The sequence below is a fragment of the Kribbella sp. NPDC020701 genome (assembly GCF_055562215.1).
On the sequence record NZ_JBVHFT010000001.1, the window covers coordinates 254417 to 279143 of the forward strand.

Genomic DNA, 24727 nt, shown 5'->3' on the forward strand with positions numbered 1-24727 from the left:
TTCCTCTAGTGGATCACTAGAGGAACACTCTAGTCAACTGATAGGCTGCGGTCATGAACGCGTCAGCCGGCCCGGCCACCAGCAGAGCGGACAAAGCACAGGCCAACCGGCGCCGGATGCGCGCGGCGGCGCTGGCGCTGTTCACTGATCGCGGGTATGCCTCGACGTCCATACAGGCCATCGCCGACGAGGCCGGCATGGCGGTGCAGACGCTCTACTTCACGTTCGGCAGCAAGAGCGCCTTGCTCAAAGAGATCCTCGACATCGCGGTCGCCGGCGACGAAGAGCCGGTGCCGACGCTGGAGCGGCCGAAGGTGCGCGCCGCGATCGCCGACCCCGATCCGGTCCTCCAACTCCGTGAGCTGGCGCGATTGTCGCGCGAGATCTACGAACGCGTCGCACCAGTGCTCCAAGTGGTGGCCGGCGCCGCGTCAGCCGACTCCGACCTCGCGGAACTGTGGGAGACGAACAACACCCAGCGCGCCATCGTCATGACAGAGCTCATCACCGCTCTCGCGTCCAGGAGTCCGCTGCGCGACGGCGTCGATACGGCCACGGCGATCGACATCGCCCTTGCCTTGCAGAGCCCTGAGATGTACCACTTCCTCATCAGCCGCCGCGGCTGGAGCCCTAGCCGGTGGGAGCAGTGGACGGCCGACGCCCTGATCACCCAGTTGCTCCCCGGCCGCTAGGTCCTGAGCGGCTCGACAGCCCCAGGGTGCAGGAGCACACTGGCGGGGTCAGCGACCTGGGGGGACTTGGGGGCGGGAGCTGGTCATGAGCACGATTACTCCGGAGATTCAGGCACTCGGCGAGAACTTCCGCGGGGAGCTGGTCCATCCGGGCGAGCCGTCGTACGACGACGTCCGGAAAGTGTGGAACGGGTCGATCGACCGCCGGCCGGGAGTGGTCGCCCGGTGCACGGGGGTCGCCGATATCCGGTCAGCGCTCGCGTACGCGCGGCGTACCGGCGGGCCGGTTGCGGTCCGGGGTGGCGGGCACAGCTTCCCCGGTCACTCGACCTGCGACGGCGGCGTGGTGCTGGATCTTTCGCTGCTGAAGGGCATCCGGGTCGATCCGGTACGGCGTACCGCCCGGGCGCAAGCGGGTGTCCTGTTGGGGGAGCTCGACCGTGAGACCCAGGCGTTCGGTCTCGCCACGCCGTCCGGAATCGTGACGCATACCGGTCTGTCCGGTCTCACGCTGGGCGGGGGGATCGGCTGGCTGATGCGCAAGTACGGGCTGAGCATCGACAACCTGATCTCGGTCGACGTGGTCACCGCGGACGGCGAGCTGGTGACCGCGAGCGAGGACGTCAACGCGGACCTGTTCTGGGGCATCCGTGGTGGCGGCGGAAACTTCGGTGTCGTGACCGAGTTCGAGTTCCGGCTGCACCCGGTCGGGCCGATCGTGTACGCCGGCCTGGTGGCCTGGCCGATGGACCAGTCGCCGGACCTGATGCGCTTCTACCGCGACTGGATCACCGGCGTACCCGACGAGCTGACCACTGCGGTGATCCACCGCTGGCTGCCGGACACGCCGACGATCCCGGCCGAGCTGCACGGCCGGCCGGTGGTGGCGGTCGTCGCCTGCTACGCCGGACCGGTCGAGGACGGCGAGAAGGCGGTCGCGCCGCTCAAGGCCTTCGCGCCGCCGCTCCTGGACACGATCATCCCGAAGCCGTATCTGGACCTGCAGTCGATGCTCGACCCGAGCTTCCCGCACGGCCGGTGGTACTACATGCGGGCGTGTGACGTCGCCGAGCTGACCGACGAGGTGATCGACATCGCGGCCGCGCGCGGTCTCGCGATCGATTCGCCGTACACGGCGTACCCGATCTTCCATCTCGGTGGCGCGATCTCCCAGGTGCCCGCGGGCAGTACGGCGTTCGGCGGGCGGGGGAGCGGGCACACGATCAACTTCGTCGGGGTGACGCTCGGACCGGAGGGGTTCGAGGAGCAGCGCGAATGGGTCCGGGACTCGTGGCGGGCGATGGAACCGCACCAGTCCGGCGTGTACGTGAACTTCCTGACCGACGAGGGCACCGATCGGATCCGGTCCGCGTACGGCGCGGCGACGTACGACCGGCTGGTCGCTTTGAAGCGGAAGTACGACCCGGGCAACCTGTTCCACCTGAACCAGAACATCCCGCCCCTCTGAGGTTCGGTGGTGCAGCAGGGGACGTATCCCGGGCTGATGTCTCGGCCGGCCGGCCGGCCGCTTCGCCCGGCCGGCCGGCCGCTTCGCCCGGCTGTTCGCCGAATCGGTCGTCTGACAGGCAGCGCACCCAGCGCACTCGCCATCGCACGGACTGTGATCGGGCGATCGAGCATGTGTGCGCACAAACGAATCTGACCAAGATTTGCGCTGACGTCTGATGACTTGTGGCACTTATCGGATTAAGGTCGGGCGGTTGCGCCGTGGTGTCCGGTGGTCGTCTGAGGTCTTGGGAAAGTAACGCTCACGTTACGCGCCGCCGCTTTGTGCCTGACAACGTTGACATGCGCAGTTTCGACCAGCCACCATGACGCTTGATCCGCCCACCTAGCGGCCCTCCCGCCGAGGAAGTTGGTTCGACCGTGCGACGTCTGACTGGGTTTGTGGGGGTGGCGCTCGGCTTAACGCTGGTGCTCGCCTCCTGTGGTGACGGGAAGTCCGGAGGTAGCTCCGGCAGTGGCGCGAAGAGTGAGGTCATCGCGATCGCCGCCGACCCGCTGGAGTACATCAACCCGCTGAACGAGAACGGCAGTCCGGGGATCCAGGTCGCGATGGCGATGTTCGCCCCGCTGGTCACCACCGACCCGAACTCGGGCAAGCTGCAGAACGTGATGGCCGACTCGGTCACACCGGACAAGACCAGCCAGACCTGGACGATCAAGCTCCGGCCCGGCAACACGTTCCAGAACGGCCAGCCGCTGACCGCGAAGGACTACGTGGACAGCTGGAACATGACCGCGCAGGGCTCGAACGCCTGGAAGAACAACGGGTTCTTCTCCAAGGTCGACGGGTACGACGCGCTGAACCCGCCCACCGCGGACGGCGCCACCCCGAAGCCGACCGCCGTGAAGACGCTGAGCGGCCTGAAGCAGGTCGACGACCTGACCTTCACGGTCAAGCTCAAGGTGCCGTTCTCGCAGTTCGGCCTCACCCTGCAGTACCTCGGCCTGGCCCCGCTGCCGGAGGAGGTGCGGAAGAACCCGGACGCCTACAAGCGCAAGCCGATCGGCAACGGCCCGTACAAGCTGGCCGCCGACTGGAACGCCGGTGACGACATCAAGCTGGCCAAGTGGGACGGCTACAAGGGCCCGAACGCGCCTGAGGCGGACTCGATCACCTACCGGTTCATCCCGAACGCGGACACGGCGTACAACGAGTTCCTGGCCGGCAACGTCGACTTCACCGACGTGCCGTCGACCAAGGTGCAGAGCTTCAAGACCGACGCGCCGGACAAGTGGGTGACCAGCGTCAGCTCCGGCGCGAACTACCTGGTCATCCCGGCCTGGGACCCGCGGTTCAAGAACCCGAAGCTGCGGCACGCGTTCTCGGAGGCGATCGACCGCAAGGCGTTCGCCGACCTGGTCGGCCTGTCCGACCCGGCCAAGGGCCTGATCGCGCCGGACATCGCCGGGTACCGCGACAACGCCTGCAAGTACTGCGACTTCGACGCGACCAAGGCCAAGCAACTGCTCCAGGAGGCCGGCGGCTTCTCCGGCGTGCTGAACATCAACTACAACACCACGTCGGCGACCGGTCAGATCTTCGCCGAGGCGATCGGCAACATGCTCCGGCAGAACCTCGGCCTGCAGGTCAAGTACACCGGCAAGCAGGGCTCGGAGATCACCGAGCTGGCCGACAGCCGCAAGCTGGACGGGCTGCGCTTCGGCGGCTGGGGTCACGACTACCCGTCGATCGAGGACTACCTGACCCCGATGTTCAAGTCCAACGGTGATGCGAACTTCGCCGGCTACAGCAACCCGGCGCTGGACGCGCTGCTGGCCAAGGGCGACGCCGAGCCGGACCAGGACAAGGCGATCAAGCTGTACCAGCAGGCCGAGGACATCGCCCTCGAGGACCTGCCGCTGATCCCGCTGTACACCAAGTCGAACGCCTACCTGCACTCGGACAAGATCGAGCCCCGGGTATCGAAGTACGTCGGGGTGTCGGCGCTCTACGCGACGTTCAAGTGATCCGGTTCGTCGCACGCCGTGTCCTGGCGGCGGTCCCGATCGGACTGATCGTCACGCTGGGGGTCTTCGCGCTCGTCTTCGCGATGCCTGGAGACCCCCTGCGGGAACTGGCCGGTGACAAGCCGATCCCGGCCGCCGTGCTGGCGGCCAAACGGGCCCAGTTCCATCTCGACGATCCGTTCATCATCCAGTACCTGCTGAGCATGAAGGACATCCTCACCGGGCACTTCGGTACGACGTTCGCCGGCGCGGACATCGCCGACCAGCTCCGGTTGCGGATCCCGGTCACGCTGAAGCTGACCCTGCTGGCGAACGCGTTCCAGTGGACGCTGGGCCTGTTCTTCGGGATCTACGCCGGCTTCAAGCGCAACGGCGTGATCGACAAGTCGTTGCTGCTGGCAACGCTGGTGCTGCTGGCAGTGCCGGGGCTGGTGGCGTACTTCGCCGCGCAGTACCTGTTCGGCGTCGAGCTGAAATGGTTCCCGGTCTCGGGCGTGCTGGAAGGGTTCCCGCGCTCGTACCTGCTGCCCGCGCTGGTGATCGGCGTCCTCGGGTTCGCCGGCCTGGCCCGGCTGATGCGGACGTCGATCGTGGAGACGGTGAACGCCGACTTCGTGAAGACCGCCCGGGCGAAGGGACTGGGGGAGCAGCGGGTGCTGTGGGCGCACATCCTGCCGAACGCGCTGCTCCCGATCGTGACCTTCATCGGGATCGACCTGGCCGGCATGTTCGGCGGGGCGATCATCACCGAATCCATCTTCAACCTGCCCGGGCTCGGCCAGTTCATGTTCCAGGCGATCAAGCTGAAGGAGGGTGGGGTCGTGGTGCTGCTGTCGACACTGGCGTTCATCTCGTTCATCGTGATCAACCTGCTGGTCGACCTCCTGTACGGCGTCCTGGATCCGAGGGTGCGCAATGTCTGAGATCCAAGCTGTTGTCGGTGCCGAGGCCCAGGAGCTCGGCGACGGCCGCACGCTGTCGAACCGGGAGCTGCTGCGGGCGTTGTTACGCAAGCCGCAGTTCGTCGTCTGCAGCCTGTTGCTGTTGCTGTTCTTCCTGATGGCGGCGGTGCCGAAGCTCTTCACCTCCGTGGATCCGCGCTTCTGCGAGCTGGCCAAGAGCCGGCAGAGCCGGAGCCCGGGCCACCTGTTCGGGTTCGACATCCAGGGCTGCGACTATTTCGCGAACGTGATCTACGGAGCCCGGCCGTCGGTGCTGGTCAGTATCTGCGCGAGTTTCGGCGTGTTCATCCTGGCCGGCTCGTTCGGACTGCTGGCCGGCTACTTCCCGGGTTTCGTCGACGGCCTGATCTCGCGGACCGCCGACGTGCTGTTCGCGGTTCCGGGCATCGTGGTGCTGATCGTGATCCTGAATTCGGTCCCGAACCGCAGCATCTGGATCATCGTCGGCGTCATCCTGCTGATCGGCTGGCCGGGCGGGATGCGGTTGATGCGCGCCACGGTGTTCTCGGTCCGCAACCGCGAGTACGTGCTGGCGGCCCGGTCGATCGGCGTACCGCCGGTGCGGATCCTGCGCAAGCACGTGTTCCCGAACGCGATGGCGCCGCTGCTGGCGATGACCACCCTGGGCATCGGCGGCATGGTCGGCCTCGAGGCCGCGCTGACCTTCCTCGGCGTCGGGCTGCAACCACCGTCCATCTCCTGGGGATCGCAGTTCGGCGTCGCGGCGTCGTACCGCGACACCCCGCACCTGTTCATCTGGCCGGCGTTGTTCATCTCGACGATGACGATCTCGTTCATGATCATCGGCGACTCGATCCGAGACGCCCTCGACCCGAAGTTGCTCCGATGATGAAAAACAGTGGAGAAGTACTGCTCAAGGTCGACGACCTGACCGTCGAGTTCGATACGCCGCGAGGCCCGGTGCGGGCCGTCGACGGGGTGTCGTGGCAGGTGCGGGCCGGGGAGACGCTGGCGATCCTGGGGGAGTCCGGGTCGGGCAAGAGCGTGTCGACCCAGGCGCTGACCGGGATCCTGGAGATGCCGCCGGGCCGGATCGTCTCGGGTACGGCGAAGTACCGGGGCGCGGACCTGATCGCGATGACGACGAAGGAACGGCGCAAGATCGTCGGCGACCGGATCACCATGGTGTTCCAAGACTCGCTGTCCGCGCTGAACCCGGTCCAGTCGGTCGGCACCCAGATCGCCGAGTGCTACCGGGTGCATCGCGGGATGTCCAAGAAGGACGCGTTCAAGCGCGCCGCGGAGATGCTCGACCAGGTCCGGATCCCGGCCGCGGCGAAGCGGGTGCGCGACTTCCCGCACGAGTTCTCCGGCGGGATGCGGCAGCGGGTGATGCTGGCGATGGCGCTGGCCCTCGATCCCGACGTGCTGATCGCGGATGAGCCGACCACGGCCCTCGACGTCACCGTGCAGGCGCAGATCCTGGAGCTGATCGCCGAACTGCAGGCCGAGCGGGACATGGGGGTCGTCCTGATCACCCACGACCTCGGCGTGGTGTCGGACGTCGCGGACAACGTGGTGGTGATGTACGCCGGCCACGTGGTCGAGCGAGCCTCGACCGCGGAGGCCCTGGAGTATCCCGTCCATCCTTATACGGAAGGGCTTCTGGGGTCGATGCCGTCGGCGGAGCTGAAGGGACAGGAGCTGCCGACGATCCCCGGGACGCCGCCGTCGCTGCGGGCCATCCCGTCCGGCTGCGCGTTCCGGCCCCGGTGCCCGATCGCGGTCGACGAGTGCGCCCACGAGCTCCCGCCGTTGCTGACCGTCGCACCAGGCCGGGACGCCGCGTGCATCCGGCGTACGTCGATCGCGGAACGAGAGGCGGTCTGATGGCCGACGAGTTGCTGGTGGCAACGAATCTGGTGAAGCACTACGACATCAGCCCGGCGCTGAGCTTCGGCACCAAGACGCTGGTCCGCGCGGTCGACGGCGTCGACCTGACACTGCGCAGGGGCGAGTCGCTCGGTATCGTCGGCGAGTCCGGCTGCGGGAAGTCCACGCTGGTCCGGCTGCTCGCCGCCCTGGAGAAGCCGACCTCGGGGCAGTTGTCGTACGACGGTGTCGACGTCAGCAAGCTGAAGTCCCGTGAGCTGCGGCGGTGGCGTCGGAACGTGCAGGTGGTGTTCCAGGATCCGTACTCGAGTCTGAACCCGCGGATGCGGGTCGGCGAGATCGTGGCCGAGCCGCTGGAGGTCCACCCGGATGTCTCGAAGGGTATGGACATCCGGTCCCGGGTCCGCGAGTTGCTCGAGCTGGTCGGGCTGCGGGCCGAGGACGAGACGAAGTTCCCGCACCAGTTCTCCGGCGGGCAGCGGCAGCGGATCGGCATCGCGCGGGCGATCGCGCTGAACCCCGACGTACTGCTCTGCGACGAACCGGTGTCGGCGCTGGACCTGTCCGTCCAGGCCCAGGTCGTGAACCTGCTGATGGGTCTGCAGCGGGAGCTCGGTCTCAGCATCATCTTCGTCGCCCACGACCTGTCCGTGGTCCGGCATGTCTCGGACCGGGTCGCGGTGATGTACCTGGGCCGGGTCGCCGAGCTGGGCGAGCACCAGCACGTGTACGACGTACCCGCGCACCCGTACACGCAGGCACTGCTGTCCGCCGAGCCCGGCCTGGCCCGGCAAGGCCGCAAGCGGATCGTGCTGGCCGGTGATCCACCGTCGCCCGTCATGCCACCGTCGGGCTGCCGGTTCCACACCAGATGCCTACGAGCGGAGTCCCGGTGCAGCAGCGAAGAACCGCAGCTCCGCCAGATCCCGTCCGGCCAGACCGTCTCCTGCCACTTCGCGGAGGATGCCCAGACCGCCTACACGCCAGCCTTGGCGGTGGAGTGATGGCCTAGGGTTGCCGCCATGACTGGAGTGCCGATGACCCCGAGGAGCAGGCAGTTCGTCATGCTCGTCGGCGTCATCGTGGTTGCGGGCGGGCTGGCCGCCTGGTGGATCCTGACCGCCGGACGGGCCGCCAACGAGGGCTTCGACATCACCGACGAGGGCTACTACCTGCTGTCCTACCGGTGGTGGGACAGCAACCCGTTGGCGTTGACCGGAGTGCAGTATGTGTACGGCCCGGTGTTCGAGTGGCTCGGGTACGACATCGAGCGGTTGCGGTTGTTCCGGCTGCTGACGGTGGTCCTGGTCCATCTGCTCTTCGGGTACAGCTTCATGCGCTGGCTGCGCGGCCGGCGGCCGGGCGCGGCGCCGACGAAGCTGTGGGAGCTGGCCGGGATGGCAGCGATCCTGGCCGCCGGTGGGATGTGTTACAGCTGGCTGCCGCTGTCGCCCGGGTACAACGATGTCGTCCTGCTCGGTGCGCTGACGCTGGTGTCGTGCGTGCTGTGGATGGCGAGGGCGGTCGATCGTGGCCGCCCGGTGCCGTTCTGGCTGCTCGTCTCGGCCGGTCTCGTCATCGGTGTGATGGTGCTGGCGAAGTGGACCTCGGTCGTGGTGATCGGACTGATCGTGGTCGCCGCCGTCGTCGTGCTGGCCGGTCAGGGAGTCCGTGCCGTTGCCCGAGGCTTCCTTCTGACCCTGGTCGGGCTGGCGCTGGCCGCGCTCGTGGTGCAGTTGCTCGTGGTCCGGCTGAACGTCGCGGTGCCGGGGATCCTCACCGTGAACAGGTTCATCGCGGGTACGTCGTACACGCCGACGGTGCTGCTGCACTTCTACTGGACGAGTGGTCTGAACCTGCTCGGCCGCACGCTGCGCGACCACGGGATCCTGCTGGTCGCGGTCGCCGTGGCGGTGATCGGCCGCTGGCGACGGCTGCGCTTCGCCGCCGCGGCGCTCGCGCTGGTCGCCTTCGTCCTGTCCGTACGACGGGTGGTCGTCGACGGTGCCGCACTGGGTGGATCACAGCACACCCCCGACTACGCGGTCACCTTGCTGGCCGCCGTACTGGTCGCTGTCGTGGCGGCCGCCGCGGCCGTGGTCGCGGGACGGGTCGGAGTGACGGATCGCTCGCTGCTGAGCCGTGAGAACACACGCGGCTGGGTGATCCTCGGACTGCTGGTGGTGTTGCCGCTGATCCAGGCGTTCGGGACGAACAATCCGCTCTACACGATCGGCTTGAACGGGTTCGCCGCCTGGGCCGCGGTGATGGTCGCGGTGGTGACCGGGATCGGGGCCACGCCGGTCGTCGCCCGCATGACGGTGGGGATCGTCACGGTGGCGTCGCTGGTCGCGGCGACGTCGATCGCCTACACCGGGCTCTTCCGCTATCCGTACCGGTCGGCCGGGCATTCGGACCTGACCGCGGCCGCGAAGCAGCCGGCGTTGAAGGGTCTTTATCTGCCGCCCGCAGCCGAACGCAACTTCACCGAGCTGGCGACTCGGCTCAGCCCGTACGCATCGCCGGGTCGGCCGATGCTGGCCTTCGACCAGATGGCCGGACTGGTGCTGATGCTGCAGGGCAAGCCAGTCGGCGAGGCGTGGGTCTCGCCGAAGGAGCGGGTCCGGACCGCGGCCGGGATCGAGGAGGCCTGCCGCCAAGGCCGCCCGTGGGCCCCGGACCGTCCGCCGATCATCATCCTCAACCGGCGGATCTCCAACGTCGAGATCACCGCACTGCGGGCCTGTGGGCTGGACTTCCGAGCCGACTACCGGCTGCTCGCGCCGACACAGCAGACGATGGACGTCCAGGTCTGGGTCCCCCGGAGCGAGGCCGCGACCAAGACCCCCTGACCGAATGAGATCCTGGACCCCTGTATTCCAATGGAAGGGTGCGCATGATCAAGGTCGGTGTGCTGGGGGCCAAGGGCAGGATGGGCGCTCAGACGTGCCTCGCCGTGGAGGAGTCCGACGACTGTGAGCTCGTCGCTCGGCTCGACCTCGGCGACAAGCTCGAGCAGCTGACCGACGCAGGCGCCCAGGTGGTGGTCGACTTCACCCGCCCCGAGGTGGTGATGGACAACCTGGCCTGGTGCATCGAGCACGGCATCCACGCCGTCGTCGGCACCACCGGCTTCGACGACGAGCGGCTCGCCACGTTGCGCTCGCAGCTGGACGCCAGCCCGGGAGCCGGCGTACTGATCGCGCCGAACTTCTCGATCGGCGCCGTGCTGATGATGCAGTTCGCCGCCAAGGCCGCGCGGTACTACGAGTCCGTCGAGATCATCGAGTTGCACCACCCGGACAAGGTGGACGCTCCGTCCGGGACAGCTCGACGTACGGCGGAACTGGTCGCGGCCGCCCGTCGCGAGGCCGGGTCCGGGCCGATCCCGGACGCGACCACTACGGCGCTCGACGGCGCCCGGGGTGCGGAGGTGGACGGGATCCGGGTGCACGGGGTCCGGCTGCGCGGTCTGATCGCGCACCAGGAGGTCCTGTTCGGTGACGAGGGGGAGACCCTGACGATCCGGCACGACTCGATGGCGCGGGTCTCGTTCATGGCCGGCGTCCTGCTCGGCGTCCGGCGGATCGTAGACACCCCCGGCCTGACGGTCGGCCTCGAGCACTTCCTGGATCTCGCCTGACATGACAGTGCTTCTGGCCTCGCCTCCGGCTCGGCGGGGGGAGGCCCCATGACCGCGAAGCGGATGGCGATCGTGTTGGCGGTCGTGTTCGTCGCGTACGCCGTACTTCTTGGATGGCGTGGGGTGTTGCTGATCGGGACCGGCGATCCGGTCGCGATCGGTCTTGGGGTCGCGGTCCTGGTGATCCCGGTGGTGGGGGCGTACCTGGTCTGGCGCGAACTGCAGTTCGGTCGCCGGGTCGAGGCGCTGGCCCACGAACTGGATGCGGCCGGCGGGCTGCCGGTGGACGATCTCCCGCGCCGCCCGTCCGGCCGAATCGATCGGGCCGCGGCGGACGCCGCCTTCGTGAAGTACAAGGAAGAAGCGGAAGCGGCGCCCGACGATTGGCGGGTGTGGTTCCGGTTGTCGACCGCCTACGACGCGGCCGGTGATCGGAAGCGGGCCCGCGCGACGATGCGGTCCGCAATCGCCCACCACGACAAGACAGTGGGCTGAGCACCTGCGAGTTACCTGGGAGTTGGCTGTGAACCGCACCGAGGTAACTGACAACACAGTGCGAAACGGGATAGTTTCAGGACAAGGCTACGTGGCAGCCGCCACGTAGGGGTCGGAGACTGGGTGGAGCCGTCCTGTGCCATCAGACGGGTCTCGCCGCGGCTCGGACGACGTGCAGGGGGCAGGGTTCGGTGGACTACTGCGCCGACACCGGCGTGAGGCCGGGCTGTCGCAGGAGGGCTTGGCCGAACTTGCCGGCCTGAGCGTCGACGCGATCGCGGCGTTGGAGCGGGGACGTCGGCGCGCGCCGCGCGCGCACACGTTGCGCCTGCTCGCGGACGCCCTCCGCCTCGACGATCCGGGCCGGTCGCAGCTCACCGCGGCCGCTCGCCGGGAGTCCGAGAGCGCCCGGCCGCCGATGCGCCAGCCACCCGCACCGCCGAACCAGCTCATCGGCCGCACCACCGAGCTCACCGCCACCAAACGTCTGATCGGGCAGCGGATCACTCGCCTGCTGACGCTCACCGGGCCGGGCGGTGTGGGCAAGACGCGTCTGACGATGGCAGTCGGCAGCGAACTCGCGGACAGCTTCCAGGACGGCGTCTGCTGGGTGCCGTTGGCCTCGTTGAACGACCCGGCTGCCGTTCTTCCGGCGGTCGCCGCTTCGGCCGGTTTGCACCTGCTGGAGAGCACCCGGCTGGTCGAGGAGATCGCCGAGCAGATCGGCCGCAGTCAGATGCTGCTGGTCTTCGACAACTGTTCGCATGTCGTCGCGACCGTCGGCCAGATCTGTGCCGTCTTGCTGGAATACTGCCCCAACCTCTCGATCCTCGCCTCCAGCCGCGAGCTCCTGCGGGTCCCGGGCGAGAGTGTGTACGTCGTGCCCGCGCTGGCGCTGCCGCACGACGAGGATCAACTGGAGTCCTCGGCCGCGATCCGGTTGTTCGTCGAGCGGGCGACCGCTCGCGGCTACGACCCGACCGGACAGATCGACCAGGTGGCCCGCGTGGTCCGGCGGCTGGAAGGCATGCCGCTCGCGATCGAGCTGGCCGCGGCCCGGACGAACGTGATGACGATCGAGGAACTGGCGACCGAGCTGGAGACGTCGTTCGGCATTCTGGCCGGCGGCTCCCGGACGGCGTCGCCACGGCAGCAGTCCATGTACGGCGCGATCGAGTGGAGCCATGACCTGCTCACGCGGGCCGAGCGGGACGTGTTCGCGCAGCTGTCGGTGTTCGTCGGTGGATGGACGCTGAGCGCGGCCGCAACGGTCATGTCGGGCAACGCATCGCCAGGTCCGCTGGACCGGGCCGAAGCGCTCGACTTGACTGGTCGGCTGGTGGACAAGTCGCTGATCCGGGTGATCCGGCGGCGCGGCGTGGCGCGGTACTACATGCTCGCCGTGATCAGGGAGTTCGCCGCCGATCAGCTGATGGCGGCCGGCAAGTCGGAGGAGGCCGCCAACCGGCACGCGCAGTACTACATCAGCCTGGCCGAACAAGCCGAGGGTGAACTGCGCGGTCCGAATCAGGAGGAGTGGCTCGAACGCCTGGACGGTGAGCTGTACAACGTGCGCGCCGCCATGGGGTGGGCGTTACGGACCAGGGCGGTCAGCGAGGCGCTCAGGTTGTCCGGTGGCCTGTGGCTGTTCTGCTATCTGCGCGGGCACTACGCCGAGGGCAGTCAGTGGCTGGAACGCGCCCTGGCCCTTGGGGATTCGGTGCCTGCGGAGGAGATGGCCGAGCTCGCCCCTGCGTGCGCGAAGGCCAATCTGGGCGCCGGGATGCTCGCGTTCCTGCAATGCGAGTACGACGCGGCGTCAGAGCGCCTGCAGACCGCGCTGGCGCAGTACAAGGAGCTCGAGGACGTCGCCGGTACGGCGCTTGTGCTGCAGCGGCTCGGTGGTGTCGCGCGGGAGCGTGGCGACTATGCAGCCGCGGAAGACTTGCACTGCGAGAGTTTCGACCTGTACGAGAGCCTCGGCGACCGGTCCGGTATGGCGTGGGCGCACAACCACCTGGGATTCGTGGCTTGGCTGCGCGGCGATCTGGACGTCGGTGCGCGGCGTTGCGGACGCGCGCGGGACAGCTTCCGCGTGATCGGTGACGGCGAGGGGCTTGCCTGGTCATTGATCAGCCTCGGCACGATCGCTCAGTACAAGGGCGAACTGGTCGAGGCCGAGGACCTCCTGCAGGAGAGCCTGGCATTGTCGCAACGACTCGGGTACCGCGAGGGTGTCGCCTGGTCGCTGAACCAGCTGGGCATCGTGGAACGCCGCCGCGGCTTGACGGAGCGCGCCGTACATCTGCTGGACGAGAGCCTGGCCGAGCATCGCGATCTGGGCGATCGGTGGCGGTCGGCCAGTGTGCTCGAGGAGCTGGCCGCTGTCGCCCAGCAGCGCGGCCGGACCGAGTACGCCGCGTTCCTGCTGGGTGCCGCGGACGGTGTCCGGGAAGTCATCCGTGCACCGGTGCCGGAGATCGAGAAGGCCGACTACCAGGCCACTCGGGCCGCGGTCGAGCAGTCGCTGGAGCGACGAGCCTTCCGCACTGCGTGGTCGGCCGGACGAGCAGCCCCACTGGCAGCAGTCGCCGACGGGTATCCGCCACCTGCCTCGAGCCACAGCCCGAACCGTACCGGCGGCCGGCTCTGACCGCACGAAAAACCGTTCAGCAGTCCACCAGGGCTGCTGAACGGATTTGGCCTCGCGGAGCACCACGACCTGGGGGATCGACGGCACCCCGCGAGGGATCTGAGAGCGCGAGCCCGAAGATTTCGTGGCCCGGCCGGCTGTGCCTCTGTCTGACCCCCCAGGCAGTCCCCCCACCTCACAACCGGCCAAGCCACGTCGGCGATGGTCGACGGCCGTCGAGCCCTCCCGGTCGACGCCCGGTTCCTCCGCGCTGACTCAAGGTTGTCGAAATCACGCTCTGTCGCACAGGGACGGAACCCTGACATCCCCCTGACAAATTTGTCATGACAACGAAAGCCCGGCCGGAATTTCGCCGACGGTGATCGGGATCTGCCCGGGTGTAGGGGAAAATCGCCCGAAATTCGCCGGATTCCGGGCGATGCAAACGTTCGTTCGGGCTCAGTGGACATATCCGGATCAGTGCAGATATCCCGAGACGGCCTTGGTGAATCCCGCGATCCGGCGCAGCGGCGCACCCTCGGCGTACCCGTGCTCGCCCTCATCGAGCTCCGGGGCCGGCATGCTCGGAGCGGGGATGCCCTCGCCGACGCAGCTGGTGTCCTTGGCCGGTGCGGCCCCGGTGGTCAGGAAGGTGTTGATGATCTTGTCCGCACACTTGTTCACCCCGCCGTAGACACCGTGGTCGCCCTCGCGGGTCACGGTGAGCAGGCGCGATCCGGCGTACCGGTGGTGGGCTGCGACGGCGAGCCCGTAGTTGGTCGCGGGGTCATGCACCGACTGCACCATCAACGTGGTCGGCAATCCCTTACCGGTCGGGGTCGGCATGGTCAGGTTGGGGCGGTCCCAGTAGAAGCAGGGGTTCTCGCTCATCGTCCAGCCGAGCAGTGGGTAGCGCGGACCGAGCCGGCCGGCCAGTTGCTCGCCGTACTCGCGCCCTTGCGGCCAGGGGGTGTCGTTACAGGTGACCGCTGTGAAGGTCGCCGACTCGGCGTCGTCCCCGACGAGGTGGCCGAACGGACGCAGACCGACCGTGCCGCGATTCGCGCGCTGGACCAGGTCGCGCTGGCGAGCGGGCGACAGCGCGTCCACCTTCCGTTGCGCGGCCTGCGGGCCGCCCTTTGTCTGGGCCGCGGAAAGGTCGCGGAGGAATGCCAGATCGATTGCCAGCGAATAGAAGTCGAGTTTTGTATACATATCCCCGGAGACCGTGTTGTCCAGGGTGTTCTGGTCGTAGCTGATCTTCACCGAGCCGTCCATGAACTCCTCGACCGCCGGCTGCTTTTTCAGCGCCGCCCGCAGCCGCTCGTAGGTGCGGATGACTGCGGAGGGTGACCGGCCCAGGTGCAGCTTGTCGTCGTACTTGGCCGCCCAGGTCGCGAAGTCCTCGCGGAACCGGCGCTCGAACGCCTGCGGCTGGGCGGCGAAGGTGTCGATCCAGGGCTGGGTGAAGTCGGTGTTCGAGTCCAGCACGAAGCGTCCTACATGCTGCGGGAAGTAGGTCTGGTAGTACGCCCCGAGCCAGGTGCCACCGGAGTACCCGACGTAGTCGATCTTGTCGAAGCCGAGCAGTTGCCGGATCAGGTCCATGTCCTGCACGGTCTGCGCGGTGTTGACGTAGGGGAGCAGGCCGCGCGACACCCGGTCGCAGTATGGCTGGCTCAGCTCTGAGGCCCGGGCGATCAGGTCGAGGTTCCACGGGTCCCGGTCGCGCGCGTCCATCGAGTAGCCGGGGGAGCCCTCACAGGTCACGTTGCTGCTGTCTCCGGTACCGCGCGGGTCGAACCCGACGGCGAGATGGTCCTTCGCCAGCGAGGCCTGACTGGCCAGGTACGGCGCCATCCCGAGGCCGGCGCCGCCCGGTCCGCCCGGGTTGCCGAACACGACCCGGCTCGGCTTGCCCTTGGCCGGCGCGACCTTGCTGACCGCGATCCGGATGTCGTTGCCGGAGTACTGGTTGGCCCAGTCGCGTGGTGCGGTGATCTTGGCGCAGTACGTCCGCAGTTCCCTGTCGCCGCACTGCGTCCACACCGGTCTCTGCTTCAGGTACTTGTTGGCCACCGGATGCGCCCGGTCGACCACCGTCGCCGATTGCATCGAGGCGGTCGCACCAGACCCCGGTACGACCAGAACAGCAACAGCGGAAAGCCCTAGACCGACGGCCAGGGTGAGGTACTTCATGCAGACTCCAGCGGATGGCCTTGCGTGATCGGACCGTCGCAATCTGTCATGCCCGCTCGCGCCGGTCGAGCACCACCCCCGGCCCGTCGCTGATCCGCCGGATGCTATGGAGTCAGGCCGGGCAAGGGTGCCATCCGCGGGGGTTGTCCGGTCAGACCTCGAGGCCGGTGTGGGTGGTGATGTGGTCGGGGATCGGGTCGTGGTGGTCACCGGTGGTGGGGATGCCGGCCGGTTCGATGACGACGATCGAGGCGCCGGCGTCGGAGAACGGGCGGTGGTAGATGCCGCGCGGAACGACGAAGACCTGACCGGGGGCCAGCGACACGACCCGCTCGTCCGGGTCGCGGATGGCGATGCTCAGTTCGCCGTCGAGGACCAGGAAGAACTCGTCGGTGGTGTCGTGCACGTGCCAGATGTACGAGCCGGCCACCTTGGTGACGCGGACGTCGTAGTCGTTGATCCGCGCGGCGATCCGCGGGCTCCAGAGGTCGTCGAAGGTCTTCAGTACGGCATGCAGGTCGGTCGGTTCAAGGCTCATGCGACCAGTCTTGCCACGTGCACCGGGAAGGAGTGAGTGCTAGAAATGGCACATGTCGAAAGAATCCTCGCACCACGTCGCCGTGCTCGTCGACCACGGCTCCAACCCGTTCGAGCTCGGCGTCGCGACCGAGTTGTTCGGCCTGCGCCGGCCGGAGCTGGACCGGGATTGGTACGAGTTCAGCCTCTGTACGCCGGAGCCCGAGGTCCGTATGAGCTCCGGGTTCTTCACGCTGACCGACGTGTGCGGTCTCGACCAGGCGGATCGCGCGGACACGGTGATCGTGCCGAACCGTCCCGATCCCGAGGTGCCGCCGTCGGACGCCGTACTGGACGTCGTACGGCGTGCCGCGGAGCGGGGAGCGCGCTTGGTGAGCTTCTGCACCGGGTCGTTCACGCTGGCGGCGGCCGGGGTGCTGGACGGACGCCGGGCGACGACGCATTGGCGATGGGCTGACCTGTTCCGGCGGATGTATCCACAGGTGGAGTTGCAGCCGGACGTACTGTTCGTTGACGACGGCAACGTTCTGACGGCGGCCGGGAGCGCGGCGGCGCTCGACCTGGGCCTGCATCTGATCCGGCGCGATCACGGCGCCGAGGTGGCGAACGCGGTCAGCCGGCGGCTGGTGTTCACGGCTCATCGCGACGGCGGGCAGCGGCAGTTCATCGACCAGCCGGTGCCGGTCGTCGCGGACACCTCGCTGGCGCCGTTGCTGGAGTGGGCGCGGGCACGGCTCGGAAGTCCGTTGACGGTCGCGGACATCGCCGCGCACGCGGCGGTGAGTCAGGCCACGCTGCATCGCCGGTTCCAGGCCGAGCTGGGTACGACGCCACTGGCCTGGCTGACCGGCGAGCGGGTGGCCCTCGCCTGCCGGCTGCTCGAACGTGGCGAGGTGCGGCTGGAGACGATCGCCCGGACCTGCGGCCTGGGGACGGCGGCCAACCTGCGGATCCAGCTGAAGCGCGGGACCGGCCTGACACCGAGCGACTACCGCCGCCGTTTCGCGCTGCGATCAGTCAGTTGATCCGGGATCTGTGTGGAGGCGGATCTGCTTGATCCGGACCGACTCGTCGCCGTACAGATCCAGCTCGCGGTGGGCGCCGTCGGGAGCCCACCCGGCCTCGGTGTAGAAGGCGCGCAGAACGTCGTCGGTGGAGTTGACCCACACCGTCACCCGGCTGAAGCCGTCGGCGCGGATGGTGTCGACGACCGCGTTCAGCAGCCGCGAGCCATGACCGGCGCGGGTCGCCTCCGGCTGGACGGCGAGCTCGGCGACCAACGCGTCCCGCTGGGGGTCCGCGTCCGGGTCGTCGGACGCCGTGATCGCGGCGAACCCGACCGGCGTCCGGCCGGCCAGCGCGACCAGGACCCGGTTGCGGGCCTCGCCGGGGGCGAGCAGCGCGGCCCGCCACTGCGCCGCGAACTGCGCCGGGTTGAGGTCGGCAAGCACATCGGCCGGCAGCAGTCCGGCGTACGACGTCCGCCACGCGGCGACCTGGATCTCGCCGATCTCGTTCGCCTCCGCAGGCAGCGCCAGCCGCACGCTCGTCTCGGCCACCGGGCTGTCGCCAGAGAGATCCGAGAGGTTGGCGGGTTCCGGCACGCCGAAGTCACTCATACCCGCCATCCTCCCAAACCCATCGCCGCCTCCCACCCCCGGGCAACGACCTTGAGCACCCACCAACCAGATCCCGGCGCGGAAAGTGGTTGGTGGGTGCTCAAGGTCGAGTCAGTAGACGAGGCGCCGCAGCAGGGTCTCAGCCGGACCGCGGTAGGAACGCGTGCTCATCGCGTACGCACCGATCACCGAGACGACCCACACCGCGACCGCGCAGAAGAAGGCGGTGTACGCCGTACTTCCGAAGCGCAGGTCCAGCGTGAACGGCGCCAACAGAACCATCCATGACACGGACTGGAACAGGTAGCCCGACAGCGATCGCTGGCCCAGCGCGGAGATCGCCTTGATCGGCAGCGAGAGCTTGGTGATGGAGGAGGCCAGCAGACCGAGCAGAGCGACGTACCCAGGTCCGCCGAACATCCCGCTCAGGTGGGAGAGGTAGCTCAACGAGTCGACGGCCGCCTCATCCACGTGCAGCCAGCCGGCACCGACCAGCGCGAGCGGCAGTCCGCCGAGAACGGTGATGCCCAGGCTGACGACCGCGACGCGGGTCAGCAGGGTCCTGTTGGCGCCCGGGTTCTCGAGGATCTGCTTGCGGGCGGCCCAGATACCCAGCCAGACAACCATGATGAAGCCGACCACGCTGGCCGTGTGCATCGGGTACTCGTGCAGGCGGTCGATCACGCTTGCGCCGTACGACGAGGCGGCGAGCGACGGGTTCGGTTCGTTGGTGAGAGCGTGCGCCGGTCCGGAGCTGTTCAGGACGGCGATGACGGACTGGGCCGCGGTGGCCAGCACGTACATGAACTCGAGCGCCCAGATCCCCAGGATGATGCGGTGGAACTTGTCACTGCGGTTGAGCAGGAACAGCGTGCAGATGATGCCGACGATGCCGTAGGCGCCGAGGAAGTCGCCGAAGTACAGCAGCGTCGCGTGGACCAGGCCGAAGGCGATCAGCCACGCGTTGCGCTTGAGCAGGATCCGCCGGACCGCACCGGGCGTCGCGCCGGATGACCGCTGCCGCCGGGCCAGCTGGACCAGGCTGTAGCCGAACATCACTGCGAACACCGGGTAGGCCCTGGCGTCCACGAAGGTGAGCTTGAGGAAGTTCAGCACGCGCTCGAGGCCGTGCGGTGAGCTTTCGACGCCGGGCTGGCCGGCGAAGGCGAAGTTGGCGCTGTTGGCCAGGCCGATCAGCAGCAGCATCGCGCCGCGGATCAGGTCGGGCGCGAGTGCGCGTTCCTTACCGGTGACCGGTCCGCGGTGATCGACGGCCGGGAGAGTGTGTGTGGTCACGGGGAGTCCCTTCGGAAAACTGTGTAAGCCTTGAACTGAATCCTCCCGGCGCGTCCGTCCCGGCCCCAGCGCCTTGCCACCACTCCCGGGGTGGGGCTAGCACCACCGTCCGACTTTGTGACACTTGCCCGTCGATCTGGACAGAAAGTGTCACATCTCGGCTATGCTGGCCGGCATGGACAGCTTCCAGGCGACCATCGACGCCGACGGCCGGATCGAGCCGCGGGACGCGATGCCGGAGGGGTACCGCAAGACCCTGATCCGGCAGATCGCGCAGCACGCGCACTCCGAGATCATCGGCATGCAGCCCGAGGGCAACTGGATCGGTCGCGCGCCGTCACTGCGCCGCAAGGCGATCCTGATGGCCAAGGTGCAGGACGAGGCCGGCCACGGGCTCTACCTGTACGCCGCCGCCGAGACCCTCGGCGTGGATCGGGCCGACCTGCTCGACCTGCTGCACAGCGGCCGGCAGAAGTACTCCAGCATCTTCAACTACCCGACCCTGACCTGGGCCGACATCGGCGCGATCGGCTGGCTGGTCGACGGCGCCGCGATCGTCAACCAGGTCCCGCTCTGCCGCTGCTCCTACGGGCCGTATGCGCGAGCCATGGTTCGGGTCTGCAAGGAAGAGTCGTTCCACCAGCGGCAGGGATTCGAGATCCTGCACACGCTCTGCAACGGCACCCCGGGGCAGAAGGCGATGGCGCAGGACGCGCTCGACCGCTGGTGGTGGCCTTCGCTGATGATGTTCGGGCCGCCGGACTCGGCGTCCACCCACTCGGAGCAGTCGATGGCGTGGGGGATCAAACGCCACAGCAACGACGAGCTACGCCAGCGCTTCGTCGACATGACCGTCCCGCAGGCCGACGTACTCGGGCTGCGTGTGCCGGACGACGGACTGACGTACGACGAGGAGTCCGGGCACTACCGCTTCACCGAGCCGGACTACACCGAGCTGTACGACGTGGTGAAGGGCAACGGCCCGTGCAACCAGCAGCGGCTCGCGCATCGGGTGAAGGCGCACGAGGACGGCGCGTGGGTCCGTGAGGCCGCAGCGGCGTATGCGTCCAAGAAAGCCTTTAAGGAAGGGGCTGCATGATCGAGCCACTGTGGGAGGTGTTCGTCCGCTCGCGCCGGGGACTGTCGCACACGCACGTGGGCAGTCTGCATGCACCGGACGCCACCATGGCGCTGCGGAACGCGCGTGACGTCTACACCCGCCGCCAGGAAGGCGTATCGATCTGGGTGGTGCGGGCCGCGGACATCACCGCGTCCAGCCCGGACGAGAAGGACGAGTTCTTCGACCCGGCCGGCGACAAGGTCTACCGGCACCCGACCTTCTACCAGGTCCCGGAAGGCGTTCAACACCTATGAGCGCACCTGTGTCCGATTTGTTCGTCTACACGCTCCGCCTCGGCGACGACGCGCTGATCTCCGCGCAGCGCACCGCCGAGTGGATCGCGGCGGCCCCGCAGCTCGAGGAGGACGTTGCCCTCGGCAACATCGGGCTGGACCAGCTGGGCCAGGCCCGGTCGCTGCTGCAGTACGCCGGCCTGGTCGAGGGCGCCGATCGCACGGAGGATGATCTCGCCTACTTCCGGGACGAGCGTGACTTTCTCAACGCCCAGCTGTGCGAGCTGCCCAATGGCGACTTCGCCCATGCGATGGCGCGCTTGCTGTACTTCGCGACGTACCAGCAGTTGCTGTACGAAGAGCTGCTCCGGTCCGCTGACGCGACACTGTCCGGCGTTGCGGGCAAGGCGGTCAAGGAGGTCACGTACCACGTCGACCACGCGACCCAGTGGGTGCTGCGACTCGGCGACGGCACCGAGGAGAGCCATCGGCGCATGCAGGCCGGTCTGGAAGCGCTCTGGCCTTACACCGCCGAGCTGTTCGAGTCCGACGAGCTCGTACGTCGTCTGTCGGTCGCAGTGGACCCGTCGACGTTGCAGGACGAGTGGACGCGTCGGGTGATGGCAGTCATCGACGAATCCACGTGCAGCCGGCCAGAGGCGTCGTACCAGCACACCGGCGGTCGTTCCGGCCGGCACACAGAGCACCTCGGGTATCTGCTCGCCGAACTGCAGCATGTGGCTCGCTCGCATCCGGGGGCGACATGGTGACCGACACTGCGATCCTCGAAGCGGTCGGCGAGGTCGCGGACCCGGAGGTCCCGGTGCTGACGATCGCGGACCTCGGAGTGCTGCGTGGCGTCCGCCATGACGGCGATGAGGTGGTCGTGACGATCACCCCGACGTACTCCGGTTGTCCGGCGATGGATGTGATCCGGCACGAGGTCGAGCTGACGCTTCAGGCTCTGCACGTGGACGGGCGGGTGGAGACCGTGCTGTCACCGGCCTGGACGACCGAGTGGATGAGTGAGGCGGGCAAGGCGAAGCTCACCGAGTACGGCATCGCCCCACCGACTGGTCGTCGCGCTGTCGGTGGACCTGTCTCGCTGTCGCTGACGATCCGGTGCCCGTTGTGCGGCTCGCCCGACACCACTGAGCTCAGCCGTTTCGGCTCCACTTCCTGCAAGTCGCTCTGGCGGTGCAACAGCTGCCGTGAGCCTTTCGACCATTTCAAGGCGCTCTGATGACAACGACGACTGTGGCGCCTCGGCGGAGAGCCGTCTTCCATCCGTTGAAGGTGGCCGCGATCGAGGCGATCACCGACGACTCGGTCGCGATCACGTTCGCCGTACCGCAGGAGCTGGCGGGGGAGTACGAGTTCACCGCGGGCCAGCACCTGACGATCCGCCGTACCGGTGAGGAGGTACGCCGGAGCTACTCGATCTGCTCGCCCGCCGGATCGGGCGTGCTGCGGATCGGCGTGAAGCGGATCCCGGGCGGCGAGTTCTCGGCGTACGCCGCGCATGAGCTGAAGGTCGGCGACGAGCTCGAGGTGATGACTCCGCTCGGTCGGTTCGGTACGACGCTCGACCCGGCGAACGTGAAGCACTACGCCTTCGTGGCTGCAGGCAGTGGGATCACGCCGGTGCTCTCGCTCGTCGCGACGATCCTCGCGGTCGAACCGTCGAGCCGGGTGACGCTCCTCTACGGCAACCGGACCGCCGGATCGGTGATGTTCGCCGACGACTTGGCCGACCTCAAGGACCGGTACGCCGAGCGCTTTCACCTGGTGCACGTGCTGTCGCGGGAGACGACCGAGGTGGAACTGTTCAGCGGCCGGATCGACGCGGAGCGGCTACGCCGGATGTTCGAGACGATCTTGCCGCTCGAGACCGTCGACGAGTGGTTCCTGTGTGGTCCGTACGCGATGGTCGTCGGCGCGCAGGAGTTGCTGCTGGGGGAGGGCGTGGCGCGTGAGCATGTGCACGCCGAGCTCTTCCACGTCGGCGACGAGGCCCCGACCGCTCGCGTCGAGGAGGCTCCCGCCGACGAGAACGCGGCTCAGGTCACGGTGATCCTGGACGGCCGTCGTTCGACGTTCGCCTTGGCCGAGCACTCGAAGGCGATCCTGGACGCGACCCTCGCCGTCCGCAGCGACGCGCCCTTCGCTTGTAAGGGCGGCGTTTGCGGCACCTGCCGGGCCAAGGTCCTCGACGGCTCCGTCCGGATGGACACCAACTGGGCACTCGAGCCGGACGAGATCCGCGCCGGCTACGTCCTCACCTGCCAGTCCCACCCGACCACTCCCGAAGTCACCCTCGACTTCGACGCCTGACAGCGACCGGCCTCCCCTGAAGGCCGGTCGCTGAGTTCAGGTGATCAGTCCGTTCCGGACTCCATGGCCGCGCGGTCGAGGAGTTCGTCCTCTTCGGTGGCCTCGCCGCGGGACGCGATCGCGTCGGCACCACCGGTCGGCATCGCGCCGATCAGGTCGGTGGACGAGGCCAGCGCCGGGTTCGACGTACCGAACATGCCGAGGCCCGCGTACTGCTCGAGCTTGGAGCGGGAGTCGGCGATGTCCAGGTTCCGCATGGTCAGCTGACCGATCCGGTCGACCGGGCCGAACGCCGAGTCCATGACCCGCTCCATCGACAGCTTGTCCGGGTGGTAGCTGAGTGCCGGACCGGTGGTGTCGAGGATCGAGTAGTCCTCACCCCGCCGGAGCCGCAGCGTGACGTCGCCGGTCACCGCCGTACCGACCCAGCGCTGCAGGGACTCCCGCAGCATCAGCGACTGCGGGTCCAGCCAGCGGCCTTCGTACATCAGCCGGCCGAGCCGCCGGCCGTCGTTGTGGTAGCTCGTGACCGTGTCCTCGTTGTGGATCGCGTTGACCAACCGCTCGTACGCCGCGTGCAGCAGCGCCATCCCCGGAGCCTCGTAGATGCCCCGGCTCTTGGCCTCGATCACCCGGTTCTCGATCTGGTCCGACATTCCCATGCCGTGCCGGCCGCCGATCGCGTTGGCCTCCAGCACGAGATCGACCGCGGAGCCGAACTCCTTGCCGTTGATCGTCACCGGCCGGCCCTGCTCGAACCCGATCGTGACGTCCTCGGCCTCGATCACGACCGACGGGTCCCAGTGCTTCACACCCATGATCGGGTCGACGGTCTCGATCCCGGTGTCGAGGTGCTCCAGCGTCTTCGCCTCGTGGGTCGCGCCCCAGATGTTGGCGTCGGTGGAGTAGGCCTTCTCGGTGCTGTCCCGGTACGGCAGGTCGTGCGCGACCAGCCACTCGGACATCTCCTTACGGCCACCGAGCTCGTGCACGAACTGCGCGTCCAGCCACGGCTTGTAGATCCGCAACTGCGGGTTGGCCAGCAGGCCGTACCGGTAGAACCGCTCGATGTCGTTGCCCTTGAAGGTCGATCCGTCGCCCCAGATCTGGACGTCGTCGTCGAGCATCGCCCGGACCAGCAGCGTGCCGGTGACGGCCCGCCCGATCGGGGTGGTGTTGAAGTACGTCCGGCCGCCCGACCGGATGTGGAACGCGCCACACGCCAGCGCGGCCAGCCCTTCCTCGACCAGCGCCGCCCGGCAGTCGACCAGGCGGGCGATCTCGGCGCCGTACGCCGCGGCCCGGCCTGGGACCGACACGATGTCGGGCTCGTCGGCCTGACCCAGATCAGCGGTGTACGTGCAGGGCACCGCTCCCTTGTCGCGCATCCACGCGACCGCGACCGACGTGTCGAGACCACCTGAGAACGCGATCCCGACCCGCTCACCGACGGGCAACGACGTAAGCACCTTGGACATAGGAAAAGTATGCACCCCCCTGCATGATTATGCAAAACCGCACCCCGCCCCATCGTCCTTGAGCACCCACCAACCACAACGCGCCGCGAAGTGTGGTTGATGGGTGCTCAAAGTCGGGGGGAGAGGGTCAGCGTGGCT

22 protein-coding genes are annotated in these 24727 nt (G+C 68.0%); 17 read left to right on the forward strand and 5 right to left on the reverse strand.

From position 1 onward, the window contains the following. The first annotated feature begins 53 nt into the window (after positions 1–53). The 11 genes from ACZ3HV_RS01155 to ACZ3HV_RS01205 all read left to right on the forward strand — a co-directional run bounded on the left by ACZ3HV_RS01155 (position 54) and on the right by ACZ3HV_RS01205 (position 13794). Positions 54–692 carry a TetR/AcrR family transcriptional regulator gene (locus ACZ3HV_RS01155; RefSeq protein ID WP_465679701.1) on the forward strand — a complete coding sequence of 213 codons (639 nt, stop codon included), beginning with the start codon at positions 54–56 and terminating at the stop codon, positions 690–692. 85 nt (positions 693–777) lie between these two features. Then, positions 778–2160, forward strand: coding sequence for an FAD-binding oxidoreductase (locus ACZ3HV_RS01160; RefSeq protein ID WP_465679703.1), 1383 nt, complete (start codon positions 778–780; stop codon positions 2158–2160). Between the two features lie 419 nt (positions 2161–2579). Further along, positions 2580–4187, forward strand: coding sequence for a peptide ABC transporter substrate-binding protein (locus ACZ3HV_RS01165; RefSeq protein WP_465679704.1), 1608 nt, complete (start codon positions 2580–2582; stop codon positions 4185–4187). Further along, positions 4184–5110 (forward strand): ABC transporter permease, encoded by a 927-nt coding sequence (locus ACZ3HV_RS01170; RefSeq protein WP_465679706.1) that lies wholly within the window; start codon positions 4184–4186, stop codon positions 5108–5110. Before ACZ3HV_RS01165 ends, ACZ3HV_RS01170 begins: the two co-directional genes overlap by 4 nt. Then, entirely contained in the window at positions 5103–5999 is an 897-nt protein-coding gene (locus ACZ3HV_RS01175) for an ABC transporter permease (protein WP_465679707.1), read from the forward strand. Before ACZ3HV_RS01170 ends, ACZ3HV_RS01175 begins: the two co-directional genes overlap by 8 nt. Next, positions 5999–7000: an ABC transporter ATP-binding protein gene (locus ACZ3HV_RS01180; RefSeq protein WP_465680428.1), complete on the forward strand. Its 1002-nt coding sequence runs from the start codon at positions 5999–6001 to the stop codon at positions 6998–7000. The genes ACZ3HV_RS01175 and ACZ3HV_RS01180 overlap by 1 nt, the downstream gene beginning before the upstream one ends. Further along, positions 7000–8007, forward strand: a complete 1008-nt coding sequence (locus tag ACZ3HV_RS01185) for an ABC transporter ATP-binding protein (protein ID WP_465679709.1) — start codon at positions 7000–7002, stop codon at positions 8005–8007. Before ACZ3HV_RS01180 ends, ACZ3HV_RS01185 begins: the two co-directional genes overlap by 1 nt. An 18-nt stretch (positions 8008–8025) precedes the next feature. Beyond that, a complete protein-coding gene (locus ACZ3HV_RS01190) occupies positions 8026–9855 on the forward strand; it encodes a hypothetical protein (RefSeq protein ID WP_465679710.1) in 1830 nt (609 codons plus the stop codon). A 44-nt stretch (positions 9856–9899) separates the two neighbouring features. Beyond that, the gene (gene dapB, locus ACZ3HV_RS01195) at positions 9900–10646 is read left to right on the forward strand and encodes a 4-hydroxy-tetrahydrodipicolinate reductase (RefSeq protein ID WP_465679711.1); all 747 of its coding nucleotides are present in this window, start codon (positions 9900–9902) and stop codon (positions 10644–10646) included. A 48-nt stretch (positions 10647–10694) separates the two neighbouring features. Further along, positions 10695–11141 (forward strand): hypothetical protein, encoded by a 447-nt coding sequence (locus ACZ3HV_RS01200; protein WP_465679713.1) that lies wholly within the window; start codon positions 10695–10697, stop codon positions 11139–11141. Positions 11142–11277: 136 nt separating this feature from the next. Further along, positions 11278–13794 (forward strand): ATP-binding protein, encoded by a 2517-nt coding sequence (locus ACZ3HV_RS01205; protein WP_465679714.1) that lies wholly within the window; start codon positions 11278–11280, stop codon positions 13792–13794. Positions 13795–14250: 456 nt separating this feature from the next. Here ACZ3HV_RS01205 and ACZ3HV_RS01210 read toward each other — a convergent pair whose 3' ends face one another. Beyond that, entirely contained in the window at positions 14251–15972 is a 1722-nt protein-coding gene (locus ACZ3HV_RS01210; RefSeq protein WP_465679715.1) for an alpha/beta hydrolase, read from the reverse strand. 151 nt (positions 15973–16123) lie between these two features. Next, complete coding sequence (locus ACZ3HV_RS01215; protein ID WP_465679717.1) at positions 16124–16510, reverse strand: cupin domain-containing protein; 387 nt, start codon at positions 16508–16510, stop codon at positions 16124–16126. Between the two features lie 52 nt (positions 16511–16562). On the opposite strand from ACZ3HV_RS01215, the gene ACZ3HV_RS01220 reads away from it, so the two are divergent. Further along, complete coding sequence (locus ACZ3HV_RS01220; RefSeq protein WP_465679718.1) at positions 16563–17534, forward strand: GlxA family transcriptional regulator; 972 nt, start codon at positions 16563–16565, stop codon at positions 17532–17534. Here the strand turns inward: ACZ3HV_RS01220 and ACZ3HV_RS01225 are convergent. Continuing rightward, positions 17523–18128 (reverse strand): GNAT family N-acetyltransferase, encoded by a 606-nt coding sequence (locus ACZ3HV_RS01225; RefSeq protein ID WP_465679719.1) that lies wholly within the window; start codon positions 18126–18128, stop codon positions 17523–17525. The two genes, ACZ3HV_RS01220 and ACZ3HV_RS01225, sit on opposite strands and share 12 nt — an antisense overlap. A 111-nt stretch (positions 18129–18239) precedes the next feature. Then, complete coding sequence (locus ACZ3HV_RS01230; RefSeq protein WP_465679720.1) at positions 18240–19424, reverse strand: DUF418 domain-containing protein; 1185 nt, start codon at positions 19422–19424, stop codon at positions 18240–18242. A gap of 175 nt (positions 19425–19599) precedes the next feature. On the opposite strand from ACZ3HV_RS01230, the gene paaA reads away from it, so the two are divergent. From paaA to paaE, 5 genes are read left to right on the forward strand one after another with little or no spacing between them, the layout of a single operon-like run. Then, positions 19600–20523: a 1,2-phenylacetyl-CoA epoxidase subunit PaaA gene (paaA, locus tag ACZ3HV_RS01235; RefSeq protein ID WP_465679722.1), complete on the forward strand. Its 924-nt coding sequence runs from the start codon at positions 19600–19602 to the stop codon at positions 20521–20523. Next, positions 20520–20798 carry a 1,2-phenylacetyl-CoA epoxidase subunit PaaB gene (gene paaB, locus ACZ3HV_RS01240; protein ID WP_360379783.1) on the forward strand — a complete coding sequence of 93 codons (279 nt, stop codon included), beginning with the start codon at positions 20520–20522 and terminating at the stop codon, positions 20796–20798. Before paaA ends, paaB begins: the two co-directional genes overlap by 4 nt. After that, complete coding sequence (gene paaC / locus ACZ3HV_RS01245; RefSeq protein WP_465679724.1) at positions 20795–21547, forward strand: 1,2-phenylacetyl-CoA epoxidase subunit PaaC; 753 nt, start codon at positions 20795–20797, stop codon at positions 21545–21547. Before paaB ends, paaC begins: the two co-directional genes overlap by 4 nt. Then, positions 21541–22020 carry a 1,2-phenylacetyl-CoA epoxidase subunit PaaD gene (gene paaD / locus ACZ3HV_RS01250; protein WP_465679725.1) on the forward strand — a complete coding sequence of 160 codons (480 nt, stop codon included), beginning with the start codon at positions 21541–21543 and terminating at the stop codon, positions 22018–22020. Before paaC ends, paaD begins: the two co-directional genes overlap by 7 nt. Further along, the gene (gene paaE / locus ACZ3HV_RS01255) at positions 22020–23111 is read left to right on the forward strand and encodes a 1,2-phenylacetyl-CoA epoxidase subunit PaaE (protein ID WP_465679726.1); all 1092 of its coding nucleotides are present in this window, start codon (positions 22020–22022) and stop codon (positions 23109–23111) included. Before paaD ends, paaE begins: the two co-directional genes overlap by 1 nt. Positions 23112–23155: 44 nt before the next feature. On the opposite strand, the gene argG is transcribed toward paaE, so the two are convergent. Continuing rightward, positions 23156–24589: an argininosuccinate synthase gene (gene argG, locus ACZ3HV_RS01260; RefSeq protein WP_465679728.1), complete on the reverse strand. Its 1434-nt coding sequence runs from the start codon at positions 24587–24589 to the stop codon at positions 23156–23158. Positions 24590–24727 lie beyond the last annotated feature (138 nt).